The 14796-nt window shown below is 35.8% G+C and carries 13 protein-coding genes and 2 pseudogenes; 9 read left to right on the forward strand and 6 right to left on the reverse strand.

Annotated features, from left to right (window positions below):
• The first annotated feature begins 3 nt into the window (after positions 1-3).
• The 3 genes from atpD to AC1MPL_RS02815 all read left to right on the forward strand — a co-directional run bounded on the left by atpD (position 4) and on the right by AC1MPL_RS02815 (position 2760).
• Positions 4-1398: a F0F1 ATP synthase subunit beta gene (gene atpD, locus AC1MPL_RS02805; RefSeq protein ID WP_479764070.1), complete on the forward strand. Its 1395-nt coding sequence runs from the start codon at positions 4-6 to the stop codon at positions 1396-1398.
• Positions 1399-1416: 18 nt separating this feature from the next.
• Positions 1417-1836, forward strand: a complete 420-nt coding sequence (locus AC1MPL_RS02810; RefSeq protein WP_479764072.1) for a F0F1 ATP synthase subunit epsilon — start codon at positions 1417-1419, stop codon at positions 1834-1836.
• A 72-nt stretch (positions 1837-1908) separates the two neighbouring features.
• Entirely contained in the window at positions 1909-2760 is an 852-nt protein-coding gene (locus AC1MPL_RS02815) for a D-hexose-6-phosphate mutarotase (protein ID WP_479764074.1), read from the forward strand.
• A 34-nt stretch (positions 2761-2794) separates the two neighbouring features.
• On the opposite strand, the gene AC1MPL_RS02820 is transcribed toward AC1MPL_RS02815, so the two are convergent.
• Together AC1MPL_RS02820 and AC1MPL_RS02825 are read right to left on the reverse strand one after the other, a co-directional pair.
• Complete coding sequence (locus tag AC1MPL_RS02820) at positions 2795-3340, reverse strand: glutathione peroxidase (protein ID WP_479764076.1); 546 nt, start codon at positions 3338-3340, stop codon at positions 2795-2797.
• Between the two features lie 40 nt (positions 3341-3380).
• Positions 3381-4133: an AraC family transcriptional regulator gene (locus AC1MPL_RS02825; protein ID WP_479764078.1), complete on the reverse strand. Its 753-nt coding sequence runs from the start codon at positions 4131-4133 to the stop codon at positions 3381-3383.
• A 120-nt stretch (positions 4134-4253) separates the two neighbouring features.
• On the opposite strand from AC1MPL_RS02825, the pseudogene AC1MPL_RS02830 reads away from it, so the two are divergent.
• Positions 4254-4604 (forward strand): annotated as a pseudogene (locus tag AC1MPL_RS02830) (DMT family transporter); the annotation flags it as partial.
• Positions 4605-4626: 22 nt separating this feature from the next.
• Here AC1MPL_RS02830 and AC1MPL_RS02835 read toward each other — a convergent pair.
• Positions 4627-5792 (reverse strand): IS3 family transposase gene (locus tag AC1MPL_RS02835; RefSeq protein ID WP_479764079.1). Its coding sequence is split into 2 segments (ribosomal slippage): positions 4627-5534 and positions 5534-5792, totalling 1167 coding nucleotides; the frame shifts between segments, so codons are not numbered across the junction.
• A 65-nt stretch (positions 5793-5857) separates the two neighbouring features.
• Between AC1MPL_RS02835 and AC1MPL_RS02840 the strand changes: the two are divergent.
• A pseudogene (locus tag AC1MPL_RS02840) lies at positions 5858-6100 on the forward strand (EamA family transporter); the annotation flags it as partial.
• Between the two features lie 331 nt (positions 6101-6431).
• Here the strand turns inward: AC1MPL_RS02840 and tsaC are convergent.
• Genes tsaC through AC1MPL_RS02855 form a run of 3 tightly spaced genes read right to left on the reverse strand, consistent with a single transcriptional unit; the run spans position 6432 to position 9334 of the window.
• Positions 6432-7001, reverse strand: coding sequence for an L-threonylcarbamoyladenylate synthase type 1 TsaC (tsaC, locus tag AC1MPL_RS02845; protein ID WP_479764081.1), 570 nt, complete (start codon positions 6999-7001; stop codon positions 6432-6434).
• Between the two features lie 23 nt (positions 7002-7024).
• Entirely contained in the window at positions 7025-8155 is a 1131-nt protein-coding gene (gene dprA, locus AC1MPL_RS02850; protein ID WP_479764083.1) for a DNA-processing protein DprA, read from the reverse strand.
• 12 nt (positions 8156-8167) lie between these two features.
• Complete coding sequence (locus AC1MPL_RS02855; protein ID WP_479764085.1) at positions 8168-9334, reverse strand: LysM peptidoglycan-binding domain-containing protein; 1167 nt, start codon at positions 9332-9334, stop codon at positions 8168-8170.
• Between the two features lie 113 nt (positions 9335-9447).
• On the opposite strand from AC1MPL_RS02855, the gene def reads away from it, so the two are divergent.
• The 4 genes from def (at position 9448) to AC1MPL_RS02875 (ending at position 14433) form a co-directional block, all read left to right on the forward strand.
• A complete protein-coding gene (def, locus tag AC1MPL_RS02860) occupies positions 9448-9972 on the forward strand; it encodes a peptide deformylase (protein ID WP_479764087.1) in 525 nt (174 codons plus the stop codon).
• A 133-nt stretch (positions 9973-10105) separates the two neighbouring features.
• A complete protein-coding gene (locus AC1MPL_RS02865) occupies positions 10106-10855 on the forward strand; it encodes a phosphatase PAP2 family protein (protein WP_479764089.1) in 750 nt (249 codons plus the stop codon).
• A 63-nt stretch (positions 10856-10918) separates the two neighbouring features.
• A protein-coding gene (locus AC1MPL_RS02870) for an IS3 family transposase (RefSeq protein ID WP_479764079.1) occupies positions 10919-12084 on the forward strand; the annotation gives its coding sequence in 2 pieces (ribosomal slippage) (positions 10919-11177 and positions 11177-12084; 1167 coding nt in all).
• A 75-nt stretch (positions 12085-12159) separates the two neighbouring features.
• Entirely contained in the window at positions 12160-14433 is a 2274-nt protein-coding gene (locus AC1MPL_RS02875) for an autotransporter outer membrane beta-barrel domain-containing protein (protein ID WP_479764091.1), read from the forward strand.
• Positions 14434-14796 lie beyond the last annotated feature (363 nt).

Raw genomic sequence — 14796 nt, forward strand, 5'->3', positions numbered from 1 at the left:
GCAATGAGTAGCGGTCGTATCATTCAGATCATCGGCGCGGTTATCGACGTCGAGTTTGAACGCAATAGCGTTCCTAAGATCTATGACGCTCTCCATGTTGATGGCACTGAAACTACATTAGAAGTTCAGCAACAGCTAGGCGATGGTGTTGTACGTACAATTGCAATGGGTTCTACAGAAGGTCTTAAACGTAGCCTTTCTGTAACGAACACAGGCGAACCTATTTCTGTACCAGTAGGTAAAGGTACATTAGGTCGTATTATGGACGTTTTAGGCCGTCCACAAGATGAAGCTGGTCCTGTTGAGACTGATGCGAAGTGGGCTATTCACCGCCAAGCACCATCTTATGCTGAACAAGCGGGTTCTACAGATCTTCTAGAAACTGGTATCAAAATCATTGACTTACTTTGCCCATTTGCAAAAGGTGGTAAAGTTGGTCTGTTTGGTGGTGCCGGTGTTGGTAAGACTGTAAACATGATGGAGTTGATCAACAACATCGCTAAAGCACACAGTGGTTTATCTGTGTTCGCTGGTGTTGGTGAGCGTACGCGTGAAGGAAATGACTTCTATCACGAAATGAAAGACTCTAACGTTCTTGATAAAGTAGCGATGGTCTACGGTCAGATGAATGAGCCACCAGGTAACCGTTTACGTGTTGCTTTAACTGGCTTAACAATGGCTGAATACTTCCGTGACGAAAAAGATGAGAACGGTAAAGGCCGTGATGTTCTTTTGTTCGTAGATAATATCTACCGTTATACACTAGCGGGAACTGAAGTATCTGCGTTACTTGGTCGTATGCCATCTGCTGTAGGTTACCAACCAACACTTGCAGAAGAGATGGGTGTACTACAAGAGCGTATTACATCAACTAAATCAGGTTCGATTACATCTATTCAAGCTGTATATGTTCCTGCCGATGACTTAACAGATCCATCGCCAGCAACAACATTTGCTCACTTAGATGCAACAGTTGTATTGAGCCGTGATATTGCATCACAAGGTATTTACCCAGCGATTGATCCACTTGACTCAACTTCACGTCAGTTAGATCCATTAGTTGTTGGTCAAGAGCACTATAGTATTGCACGTGAAGTGCAAAATGTTCTTCAACGTTATAAAGAGTTGAAAGATATTATTGCTATTCTTGGTATGGATGAATTATCAGAAGAAGATAAACGTATTGTTTATCGCGCGCGTAAAATTCAGCGTTTCTTCTCTCAGCCATTCCATGTTGCTGAAGTGTTTACTGGTGCTCCTGGTAAATTGGTACCACTTAAAGATACGATTCGTGGCTTTAAAGGTATCTTGGCTGGTGAATACGATCACATCCCAGAACAAGCGTTCTATATGGTTGGTGGTATTGACGAAGCAATTGCTAAAGCTGAGAAACTCTAATATTTCGGAGGTAATCTCATGGCGACTATGCAATGTGATATTGTAAGTGTAAAAGAGTCAATTTACTCTGGCGCAGTAACAATGCTGATTGCTAAAGGTACGGGTGGTGAGTTGGGTATTATGCCAAACCATATGCCACTTGTTACTTTACTTCAACCAGGCCCAATCCGTGTAATTTTGGAAAATGGCCAAGAAGAAATCGTCTACGTATCTGGCGGTGTTTTAGAAGTGCAACCACATGTTGTTACTGTACTTGCAGATACTGCAACTCGTGCAGAGAACTTAGATGAAGCAGCAATATTAGAAGCACGTAAAAATGCTGAACAATTGCTTGCAAATCAGAAGAGTGATCTAGATGCAGCATCGGCGTTGGCATCTCTTTCAGAGATTGCAGGACAGCTTGAAACGATTCGTAAAATTAAGAATCGTGCAATGTAATTGATGATTTATAAAAGGCCACTCACTTGAGTGGCTTTTTTTATTTAACATATAATATAAAGTTGAAATCGTATGAATATAAAAAGTCAAAAATGTGGTTCATTAGATGTTTTGAAAATAGAAAATCATTTTTGTGAGGCTACTATTTCTTTTCAAGGGGCACAGGTACTCTCTTACAAGATAAAAACAGCAGGTGATTTATCTGAAAAACTATGGTTGTCTGATTTAAATCAATATCAGCCAAATAAAGCAATTCGTGGAGGAATTCCTTTATGCTTTCCATGGTTTGGTAAAAGTCCTATTAGTGATAGTCATCCATCTCATGGTTTTGCTAGAAATATTTTATGGGAACTTAAAGAGATTGTTGAAAATGAAGATGGTCATTACCTTAGCTTTGAGCTCGTAGATAATGAAAAAACGAGAGAGATTTGGCCATTCAAATTTTCACTTATACAAACCATTCATTGTGGTCAAAGCTTAAGTGTAGAGTTTGAATTAGAAAATAGAGGTGATAAATCATTTGATTATGCATTTGCATGGCATAGTTATTTTACTGTAGATGATATTTTTTCAACCAAGGTAGAAGGCTTACAATATGCAGAATATATTGATCAGTTAAATCAGAATAAATGTGAAATACAACAAGTAAAAGATATTGTTATAAATAGTGAAATTGATCGTATATACCCAAAAACAGAAGGGAGTTTTGCTATTAGTTCAAAGATAGAGATGCTGACTTATGTAAAAGCAAATACAAATAGTGCTGTAGTATGGAATCCATGGATAGAAAAATCTAGACGTTTGGCTGATATGCGTGATGATGCATGGAAAGAGTTTATATGTGTGGAAACAGGTAATGTTTTACCATTAACTTCTTTAGCTCCAAATCAGAAACATAAATTTAATTTAAGGATTTACGTGTAGTGGCATAGATCCACCACACGTAGTTTTTTTATAACTATTTAGCAAGTTCAGTTTCTACTACTTTTAGTAGTTCTGGATTATTTGCAGTAGTATCTGGTGAAAAGCGTGCTGCAACCTTACCATCTTTACCTATAATAAATTTCTCAAAGTTCCATAAAACTTCTGGTATAGGGTTTGTTGTGATATTAAAGCTATGCAATTTTTTCTCAAACTCTTCACCGCCTATACGTTGTGGTTCAGCTTTAATAAGGTAGTTATATAGTGGATGCTTATTATCACCTGCTACAGAAATTTTTGAGAATAATGGAAAACTTACTTGATAGTTAATCGAACAAAATTGTTCAATTTCTTCATCAGAAGCTGGTTCTTGCTCCATAAAATTATTTGCAGGAAAGCCTAAAATTTCAAAATCTTTTTCTTTATTTTGTTCATATAATTTTTCTAAGCCTTCATATTGGGGTGTTAGACCACATTTAGAAGCAGTATTAACAATAATTAAAACTTTTCCTTTATATTTTTCGAGATTAGTTTCCGTGCCCTTAATCGTTTTTAAAGGAATATTATATATTGATTGAGTCATGGTTAATTCCTATTTTTAAAGTGAAATTTGGTATTTACATTTAACTTATACTAGAAATATTACGTGGTGTCTTGCCTGTATAACGCTTAAAAAATTCTATAAAACTTGAACAATGTCTATATCCAAGTTTATAGCTGATTTCTTTAACAGAAATATTCTGTTTAAGTTGTGAAACTGCATATAAAATTTTCGCACGGTTACGCCATTCTTGAATTGAAATCTTCATTTCTTGCTGTGTCATACGTAAAATATGTCTTTCACTGATCGTATATTCTGCCAATATGCATGAGGTAGATTCATGTAATCTTTTTGCTTTGCCTAACTCTTCAAAAATAGGCTGCAGAATTGGATGATTTGTCTGTGGTAAATATTCGTCATAAATTTCTGCCATAGAAATTTGATCAAAAATAACTTGTAGTAGGTGACAGTATTGTTGATGTAGTTTTTTTTGTTTTTTGAGTCTTAGAGCCTCTTTTGCTAAAGAGTGAAAAAATGGTTGAAGACTTAATGTTTTTACAGATGTTGAAATTTTATGTCCTATAGAAGGGTGAATACGAATACAAATAAAATGTGTAATTTGATCGTATACAGAAATACAGCAATGTTCTATTTTTGGGGGAATCCATAAGCCAAAGTTAGGTGGTGTAATAAACTTATGCTGATTGACTTCTATCTCTAAAATACCATCTAGACTAAAATTTAAATCTCCCCATAAAGAAGAGTGCCAAGAAATGCTATCTTCTGGGCGAAAGAAGAATTCATTGATTTCTATGAGCTTGCTTAAATCAACCACTCAAAATTTCCTTAAAAACTATTCTGTTGGCTAAATTACAATATAAATGTCTGATATTCATTATTTAAACTATTTCAGACAATCTTCAAAATACATCTATCATAAAATATGGATATAGCAATGCACAAAGAGAAAATAATACCACTATGGGCTTTTATGCTTCCCTTAGGAGCAATATTAATTTGGTCATTAAATATTGTCGTTACGCGTTATATATCTGATTATATTTCACCAGTAAGTATTAGCTTTTATCGCTGGTTTTTTGCTTTTATTATATTAACGCCTTTTATGCTTCCTAAAGTATTAAAGCAAAGGAAAAAAATACAACCAGACATAAAAAAACTAGCAGTTTTGAGTGCCTTTGGTATGGTGATGTATCAAGGTATTGCATATACAGCATCTCATTATACAACAGCGACAAATATGGGAATTATCAATGCTTTTATTCCTGTGATGTGTGCTGAATTATCAGGAGACTTTCACTTGGGAGATTTTAGGCAGCCAACTTGCAAAAGTCCTCTGCCATTTGATTTGGTGTCTTAAAATCCAAACCTTTTTGAATTCTTCGTTGATTATAAAATAACTCTATGTATTTTGTAATCTCCGCTTTGGCTTCTTCCCTCGTTTTATAGCTATGATGATGCACCAATTCGTTTTTGAGTATGCCCCAGAAGCTTTCAATCGGTGCATTATCGTAACAATCGCCACGCTTGCTCATTGAACCCTGAAAGCCACATTTTTCAAGTAAGTTTCGATATTCATGACCGCAATATTGGCTGCCTCTGTCTGAATGCACAATGAGGTCCTTAGTTGGTTTTTGATTGCGAATAGCCATATTCAATGCATCACAAACAAGCTTGGCTGTCATACGCTCATTTAAGCTGTAGCCAACCACTTGTTTCGTGTAAAGGTCTTTTACAGCTGCTAAGTACAACCAGCCTTCAGTTGTCCATATATACGTAATATCACTCGACCACGCTTGATTTGGTTTAATCATTGAGAATTGTTGTTCAAGCAAATTTGGATAGATCGCTCGGTTATGGTCACTGTTCGTTGTTCTTTTGAAACGCTTGTGGCGCTTACAATACAGCTGATTTAACTTTTTTATCTGACGAACGGCATAGGCACTAATTTTTACGCCCTGAGCCTGTAAATGCTTGGTTAAACGAATATAGCCATAGCTCTGTTTCGTTTCCTCATGTGCTATTTTGACCAAAATTGCTTGTTGATTTCGCTGAATTGATTGTTTACTCACACCTTGTTTTAGCCAATCATAAAAGCATGAAACTGATACGTGAAGTAAGCGAGCCATCAAAATAATAGGAAATAAGTGTCTTTGCGATTTCATATAGGCGTACCTTACTGACTTTCTTTGGCAAAGTACGCTGCTGCCTTTTTTAGAAATTCACGTTCCATTTCGGCTGTTTTAAGCTGCTGTTTAAGTTTTTTATTTTCTTCGAGTAAAGCATTTAGATCAGGTGAATACTGTTTTGTACCGGCTAAAGTCCCTGCCTTTGCCTTTGTATTCCAGTTCGAAAGGGTTTGCATGGAAATGCCGAGTTCTCTAGCTGTTTGGGATACATTGCCTTGATTGGCTTCTATTGCTTTGATCGCTTCAGCTTTAAATTCTGCCGTATACGTCTTGTGTTTCTTGCTCATGGTAAACTCCTGATGAGTATGTATAGTTTACCAAGTTAAACCCTCCTGTTTTTTCAGCAGACATCAACATTAGTAGTATCTTGTATGCAGGAATTTTTCCATCAATTATTTCACCATTTTTATGGATGATGGCAGTACAACAAATAGGACCCAATAGAACAAGTATTTTTATGAATTTGATGCCAATATTCACAGCAATTATTGCAGTGATTTGGTTAGGGGAGCAATGGACGGTTTATCATACCATTGGAGGTATAGGTATATTGGTTGGAATACTTTTTGCACAAAAGCAGAAGGTAAAAATATAATTGCTAAATAGTGAGATTAAATATATAAGTTACATCTTTCTAATGGTTAAGTAATAATCTTTTTGTGAGTTAATTTATGGCTACTAATTAGTTTTTACCCGAAATTTATTTTTATATATAATTAATATATAAGATTTATTTTTTTAAAATACTAATTTACTTTAAATATTATGTAATTTAATTAATAGTTTTAAAGTATTTTTTATTTGTTGGGTTTTTATACATAATTTAACTTAATCTAGCTTGCTAGATTAAAGTTTATAAGTTAACCCTCTGATGTGTATTCCACATCATTTTTAATGCTCAGTCATTTTTTTGACTGAGCTTTTTTTTATCTGCGAATAAATTTTCCTGTGACTGCATCAATAATTTGACTAGGTTCAGTATTTTCTCCAAGAGAACCATCTAAATAATATGTATCGTCATAGAAATATTTTTGAGCATCATATAAACTTTTTGCAGGGGCCCCACCTGCTGGGTTTGCACTTGTCGATACAATAAAGTTTCCAAAGGAATCACATATTTCTTGGCATAACTTATGTTGAGTCACACGTACTGCAACAGATAAATGATTGCCACGAATCCATGTGGGAATGTAAGTGTTTACAGGAAGTAGCCAAGTTGTGGCTCTATCTGTTTTTACATCTTTTGTCCAACTGGTTATGATTTGTGCTTGAATTTCTTTTGAAACTTTTTCTAGAAGTGGAGCAATTTGCTCTATAGAGCTTGCGAGTAAAATAACGCCTTTCTCAATAGGTCGTTGCTTTAGTTTTAGAATATTATGGAATGCGAGCTCATTCATTGGGTCACAGCCTAACCCCCAAACCGCTTCTGTTGGATAGGCAAGAGTATTCCCTTGATGCAATATATTAGCCGCTTCTTGTGCAGAGAAAATGAGCATAAATTTCTCCTTATAGGGTTAAGTTAGCCACGTAAATATCTTCCTGATTCATGTATACATAATCCAAGTAGCTCAAGTTCCATCAGTTCTGCTGTGAGTTGAGCAATTGGTATATCTAATTTTTCAGAAATTTCATCGATACCTTGAGCATGCCAAGATAAATCGTTATAAAGTTTTTTAAGATGATTTGGGACTATAGAATCTTTTTTATTTATAGGTTCTATAGCTATTGGTGTGGTTTGATTGTTTGGTAGACCGAGTGCAAAAAGACTGTCTTCGATGACTTGTTCTGGATGAAAAATGAGTGTTGCTCCCTCTCTAATCAGTTCATGGCAACCCTCATAAAGTGGATCATGAATATAGCCTGGTGTTGCAAAAACATTTTTACCTTGCTCGGCTGCAATTTTTGCAGTTCCTAAAGAACCACTATGTAGACCTGCTTCCATAACGACGACACTTATACTCATACCACTCACTAGTCTATTACGGCGAGGAAAATTAAATTGTAAAGGTTTGGTTTGTGGTAAAAATTCAGTAATAACTGCACCTGAGTTTTTTAAAATTTGACGGCGTAAATGATCATTATGTTTTGGGTAGGTAATATCTATACCTGTTGCCATAACCGCAAGTGTTTTATGATGTGCAATAGCACCATAATGCGCAGCCTGATCAATTCCTTCAGCCAAACCGCTAATAACAACATAGCCCTTTTCGGCAAAATAGTAGGAAAAATCATAACTATTTTTCTCTCCAAGCTTGGAGGCCTTTCGGCTACCAATAATCGCAATACTTGGATCATTTAATAGCGCTATGTTACCTTGTCCAAATAAAATGGGCGGTCGATCATTATATGGTTGTAGCATTTTTGGATAGAGGTCATCATCAACTGTACAAATGAAATCACAGTATGTATGAAGATTCTGAAAAATAAGCTTTAATTTTTTTTGTGTTTCAGCATCATTAAGTTTGTTTGCACGCTTAATATGGCTACTATGTATTTTAAGTAAAGGCCATTTGGCAATGTTTACAGGTGTAATCGCGTTACTTGCATGACCAAAAAAATCTGTAAGCTTATAATATGTCGAAAGAGAGTGTTGAACCAAGTACCATAATGTAATTATGGCAGCTTGGTTTGCAGAAATAGGCTGTTGCATACTACCTAATGCTTAGTCATCTAAGTTATTTGGTGTTGTAATGCTAGCTCCCATTTTGATGGGCATATAACTTTCAAGTACATATGCATAACTAAGATGATCGAATGTCTTGAAAATTAAAAGAGAGCCTGCTTTTTCAGAAGGTAGAGTAATTACTTGATCAGACTTTGAATCTTTAATCTTTTTCCCTGATTGATAAATATTAAAAATTTGTCCTGGTTGTAATCCATCTAGCTCACCAAGATTGACAGTAACTACACTGTTTTTGGTTGCTGCACCTATTGAACCTAGTACTCTAATAATAGAGCCACCTGCAATATTTTGAGTAGTTGGAATAAATTTATTTGGTAATTTAGACTCTTTTTCAGGTAGAACAATATTGTTTAAGCGAACCTCTTGATTGTAGCTCTGCACAATTTCTAGGGTTGCAATATCATTGTTTACTTGAGTTGCAACAGCTTTTGCAACTTGGGTTAACTCATTACCAGCATTATAGTCTTTACCACTTTTATCTTTAAAGATATATGGTGATGTTGGTTGGTAGATACCATAATATTTCCCAGCTTGGATACCATTACCACGAACATAAATCTTTTGACCAACACCTGCCATAATGTGATTGTCTTCTGAGCTGACAACGTATGGAATATCTTTGAGTGCTTCAGATGGTAAAATAACAGCACGATCAAGCCATACTTTGATGCTCTTTAAAGGAATTACAGGAATTGCATCATCATATGATTGAATGCGTACTTGTGGCTTTAAGCGAATTTCATTAGGCTGTGCTGAATTTGTATATCTAGCAATAATACCGTTGCAACCATCACCCATGTCTTTACCTACCAGTGGTGTATTGCCTTTATATTTGCAAAGCAATAATGTATCACCAGGATAAATAAGGTTTGGATTTTTAATATTACGATTATCTGCCCAAATTTTTGGCCATGAAGATGGTGATTTTAAGAACATTCCTGCAATATCCCAAAGTGTATCACCAGATTTTACAGTATAGGTATTAGGTGCATTGGTATTCAATCTCGGTGCCGATTCGGCAGAGACAGAATGCAGTGTGCCAATAGATAGCCCAATTGCAAGTAATGTCTTTACAGATATAGATGTCATTTTTTGTTGTATCCCCATAACACTCAAAGAGTGAGTGTTTTTTAAAAAATCTTTCATTATGCAATGCCTAAAACAGTATGAGTTAGTTACGCTATAATAGCTAAAATATACACTAGTTTGCTATGAAGAAATGTCTTCATTATGACGCAATAGAATTTTTAGGAGGGCATATGGCCTTATTACCAATTTTAAGCTTCCCAGATCCAAGGTTGCGTACCATTGCAAAACCAGTTGAAAAAGTGACAGATGACATTCGTCAACTGGCAGAAGATATGTTTGAAACAATGTATGATGCACCAGGTATTGGTTTAGCAGCAACACAAGTTGACCAACATATTCAGCTTATTGTAATGGATTTATCGGAAGACAAAAATCAACCGATGGTTTTTATTAACCCTAAAATTACACCACTAACTGAAGAACTGCAGCAATATGAAGAGGGCTGTCTTTCTGTACCACAAGTGTACGATAAAGTTGAAAGACCATCTCATGTGAAAATTGAATATCTAAATTTAAATGGTGAAACAGTTAATATTGAGGCTGATGGCCTGTTGGCTGTGTGTATTCAACATGAAATGGACCATTTAAATGGTAAGCTTTTTGTAGATTATCTTTCACCATTAAAGCGTAAGCGTGCCAGAGATAAAGTTGAGAAAGTCGTTCGCCAACGTGAAAAAGTTGCAGTGAAACGATAAAATCTACCCTCCAGCACTAGAAAAAAATCTGGTGCTGGAAATAATAAATAAAAATAAAATATATTTTTAGTAAATATATTGTAATAAATTGTAATTATATTAAGCGATAGTCTCTACTATACCGCTAAATATTATGAAATATCCTTTGCATAAACTCACCATTGCAATGAGCTGTATCCTATTTTCTTCAATGAGCTTTGCTGATACACCACAACCTCAATCAGGCACTGATGTCTTATCAGGATTTAATAAGTTATGGACTTCAGGAGATAGCTTGGCGACAGGGAAAGCAACACCTGAGGGACAAGCGATACTCGATAAAAATTTAAGTATTGTGAGAGATATTGCAAAAAACAGAACCAAACAACAAGAGTTTCAGGCATTTGCTGTAGATTTTCAAAAAGCTGGTTATATGTTAACGGGTGCTTTAGGTCCGTTGAAAACAATTGTTCGTGCAGAAGCAAACAGTCAAGCAACCATAGACTATGAAAAACTAACAAGCTTAGATGGTCTAACTGCAACAACAGCAAAAGATAATGGTAATGGTATAGGGGATAATACCTCTGGACAATTGGGTAAATTATTAGACTTAAGAAATGCAATTGCTAAGAATGCATCATCAAACCCACCGAAAAATAAATATAAATATCCACGCCCATTTATACAAAAACTGAATGGAGAAGATTTAAGTTGGGTCTTGGAAAAACCTTTAGTTGATGTTGGTCGTGCTTCGGCAGGCAGTGAGGGAGGTTTTCCAAGTGGACATACCAATGAATCTTATTGGACAGGTTTAACACTTGCATATGTCATCCCACAACAATATAGCGACTTAGTACTTAAAGCTGGGGAAATGGGTTATAACCGTGTCGTTGCAGGTATTTGATGTCTGCTGAAAAAACAGGAGGGTTTAACTTGGTAAACTATACATACTCATCAGGAGTTTACCATGAGCAAGAAACACAAGACGTATACGGCAGAATTTAAAGCTGAAGCGATCAAAGCAATAGAAGCCAATCAAGGCAATGTATCCCAAACAGCTAGAGAACTCGGCATTTCCATGCAAACCCTTTCGAACTGGAATACAAAGGCAAAGGCAGGGACTTTAGCCGGTACAAAACAGTATTCACCTGATCTAAATGCTTTACTCGAAGAAAATAAAAAACTTAAACAGCAGCTTAAAACAGCCGAAATGGAACGTGAATTTCTAAAAAAGGCAGCAGCGTACTTTGCCAAAGAAAGTCAGTAAGGTACGCCTATATGAAATCGCAAAGACACTTATTTCCTATTATTTTGATGGCTCGCTTACTTCACGTATCAGTTTCATGCTTTTATGATTGGCTAAAACAAGGTGTGAGTAAACAATCAATTCAGCGAAATCAACAAGCAATTTTGGTCAAAATAGCACATGAGGAAACGAAACAGAGCTATGGCTATATTCGTTTAACCAAGCATTTACAGGCTCAGGGCGTAAAAATTAGTGCCTATGCCGTTCGTCAGATAAAAAAGTTAAATCAGCTGTATTGTAAGCGCCACAAGCGTTTCAAAAGAACAACGAACAGTGACCATAACCGAGCGATCTATCCAAATTTGCTTGAACAACAATTCTCAATGATTAAACCAAATCAAGCGTGGTCGAGTGATATTACGTATATATGGACAACTGAAGGCTGGTTGTACTTAGCAGCTGTAAAAGACCTTTACACGAAACAAGTGGTTGGCTACAGCTTAAATGAGCGTATGACAGCCAAGCTTGTTTGTGATGCATTGAATATGGCTATTCGCAATCAAAAACCAACTAAGGACCTCATTGTGCATTCAGACAGAGGCAGCCAATATTGCGGTCATGAATATCGAAACTTACTTGAAAAATGTGGCTTTCAGGGTTCAATGAGCAAGCGTGGCGATTGTTACGATAATGCACCGATTGAAAGCTTCTGGGGCATACTCAAAAACGAATTGGTGCATCATCATAGCTATAAAACGAGGGAAGAAGCCAAAGCGGAGATTACAAAATACATAGAGTTATTTTATAATCAACGAAGAATTCAAAAAGGTTTGGATTTTAAGACACCAAATCAAATGGCAGAGGACTTTTGCAAGTTGGCTGCCTAAAATCTCCCAAGTGAAAGTCTCCTGATAATTCAGCACACATCAATTCACTCTCCATTGGATGTCATTGGTGGGAGAATGCATGCGACTTATATTGCTATTAATGGACTTGCAAGTAACCCCGATTTAAGAAAAGCAGCTTATACACAAGCACAGGCTTTTTTAAGTAGCCAGTGTGGTGGTTCAATAGATGGATGCTATCAAAATATCGACTTGAATCAACTTTATAATCAATACCAAGTCAATAAAGCACTTTATGATAAATATACTTTTGTAAATGACTTCCCATCAATTGGTAGTACGACATCAACACCAGTTGTGCCTAAGAATGCGGAACTACTTATAGAAACACGTTATCCTTACCTAAGTGCAGATCAGCAAAGAGAAATTCTACTCACAACTTCAAATAAAACGGGCGGTGTGCTCGACAATGGTATGGGCTATGACACGCTTAACTTATATAAAGCAGGTAATGGATATGGTGCATTTAATCAAAAAACAACAATTAATATGGATGCACAACAAGGTGGTTACTCAGCTTCAGATATTTGGTTAAACGATATTAATGGTACAGGTTCTTTAGAAAAAGAAGGTACAGGTACGCTTACACTTGCAGGTCATAATAGCTGGACAGGTGGTACAAGTGTACTTGCAGGAAAATTGGTGGGTAGTAATGGACAGTCATTTGGTCAGGGTGGTGTTACACTAACAAATGCAAGTCTTGAAATGAATACAGCAAATAATGACACATTAACGAATACGCTCATTTCAGATACGAATAGTAATTTTTATAAAAAGGGTAGTGGAAACCTAACCTATAATGGCGATGGTTCTAACTTTAAAGGAACAACACATATTCAAAATGGTGTGTTGAATGTACAAAGTAACTTAAATGGCAGAACAGTTGTTGAAAATAACGGTACATTATCAGGTAATGGTCAGCTCCAAAGTCTACAAGTATTACAAGGTGGTACTGTAGATTTAAGCCAAAATACAAATCGTTTAAATGTAATGAATGACCTTGTCATGAATCAAGGCTCAACCCTTAAAGTTATGGCAAATTCAGGCAGTAGCAATACGAGTGGCATTGATGTTAAAGGAGCAACAAGGCTAAATGGTGGAAATGTTTTACAAGTTGGTATAAATAGTAATTACAACCTACTATCTGAATATACAATCCTTACAGCACAGCAAGGTATAACGGGGAAGTTTGATAAAGTATCGAGTGCTTATGCTTTTCTTACACCAAAAATTAATTACAACAACAATGCTGTAACATTGCAGCTTTTAAGAAACGATCAAAGTTTTAATAGCGTTGCAGAAAACAATAACCAATACCAAGTTGCAAGCAGCTTAGATCGTTTAGGTCTGGGTAATCCACTTTATAACCTTGTTGCTAAGCAAACAACAGACCAAGCACGTCAGTCATTCCAAGCACTTTCTGGCGAGGGTTATGCTTCACTTGGTATTAATGCAACACAAGACTTACTTACAAGTGGTGAATCACTTATTTCTTATGAGTACCAAAAGCAACCATTAGTATGGATGAATAGCTATGCGAAAAGTATACAAAATAGTGGTAAAGCGGTTGCTGACTCTAAATACAGTAACTATGGTGCCTTGGCAGGTGTGGAAATTCCACTAAGTGATAAAGCAAACCTTGGAGCAACATTAGGACAAGGTCGTGGTACAAGCAAAATAGCTGCACGAGATTTCACTGCAAAAGATCATAATACTGAAGTTGGTTTTTACGGGCGTTATGTTGGAGATCACTCAGGTTCAACAGTTGGCTTAGTGGGTCGTTGGGGAGATGTTTCTGCAAATCGTAATATTAACTTTACCAATATGAAAAAACATGCAACAGCAGATTTAGATACACAAAGTGTTCAAGCCTTTGGAGAATATTGGAAAAACTTAAATACTCAAGTTCCTTTAACACCTTACATTCGTTTATCTCATGTAATGACACAGATAAATTCTTTTAAAGAACAGAATGCAAGCATTGCAGGTCTAAGTGGTAATAAATCTACAATCAATACGACATTCTCTACATTAGGAGTGCGTTCAGAATATAAATTACCATTAGAGTCACAAAATTTAGCGATTCAAGCAGGTTTAGGGTGGAGACATGCATTTGGTGATTTAAACTCTAAAGCAAACCTGAGCTTAAATGGATCTCAAAGTTCATATAAAGTTGTAGGAGCCTCTTTAGCTGAAGATACAGGATTTATTGATTTAGGTATTAAAGCTAATTTAACCCAAATTCTTGAAATGGGAGTGAACTATAATGGCCAATTTTCAAAAGATATGAACGATAATTCTGGTACCTTGAGTTTAAAATATAAGTTTTAATTCAAATTCTAAATAAAAAAACTACCAAATTTGGTGGTTTTTTTATTTTTTAAGCATATTTCGTCTATCTTTTGTTCTGTTGATAAATAAATATGAAATAAAATGGATTTAGGGGTTGCGTTTGGGAAGTATTGGTCTATAATGCGTATCCATCGGCGGTGATGTTGAGAGAAACTTCTTAATAAACAATAACTTAGTTGATTGGTTTGAGATTTAGTTCTTAGATTGATTGAAGTTTAGTTTGATTAAGTAGTTTAAAAAAACTTTCAGATTACAGTTGACTTTCTTTTAAAAGAGAGTAATATAGCCGACCTAGCTTGCTGATGACGAATCAGTGATGCGAATCATTAATAGAATTGAAGA

Source organism: Acinetobacter sp. N1-1 (genome assembly GCF_056711485.1).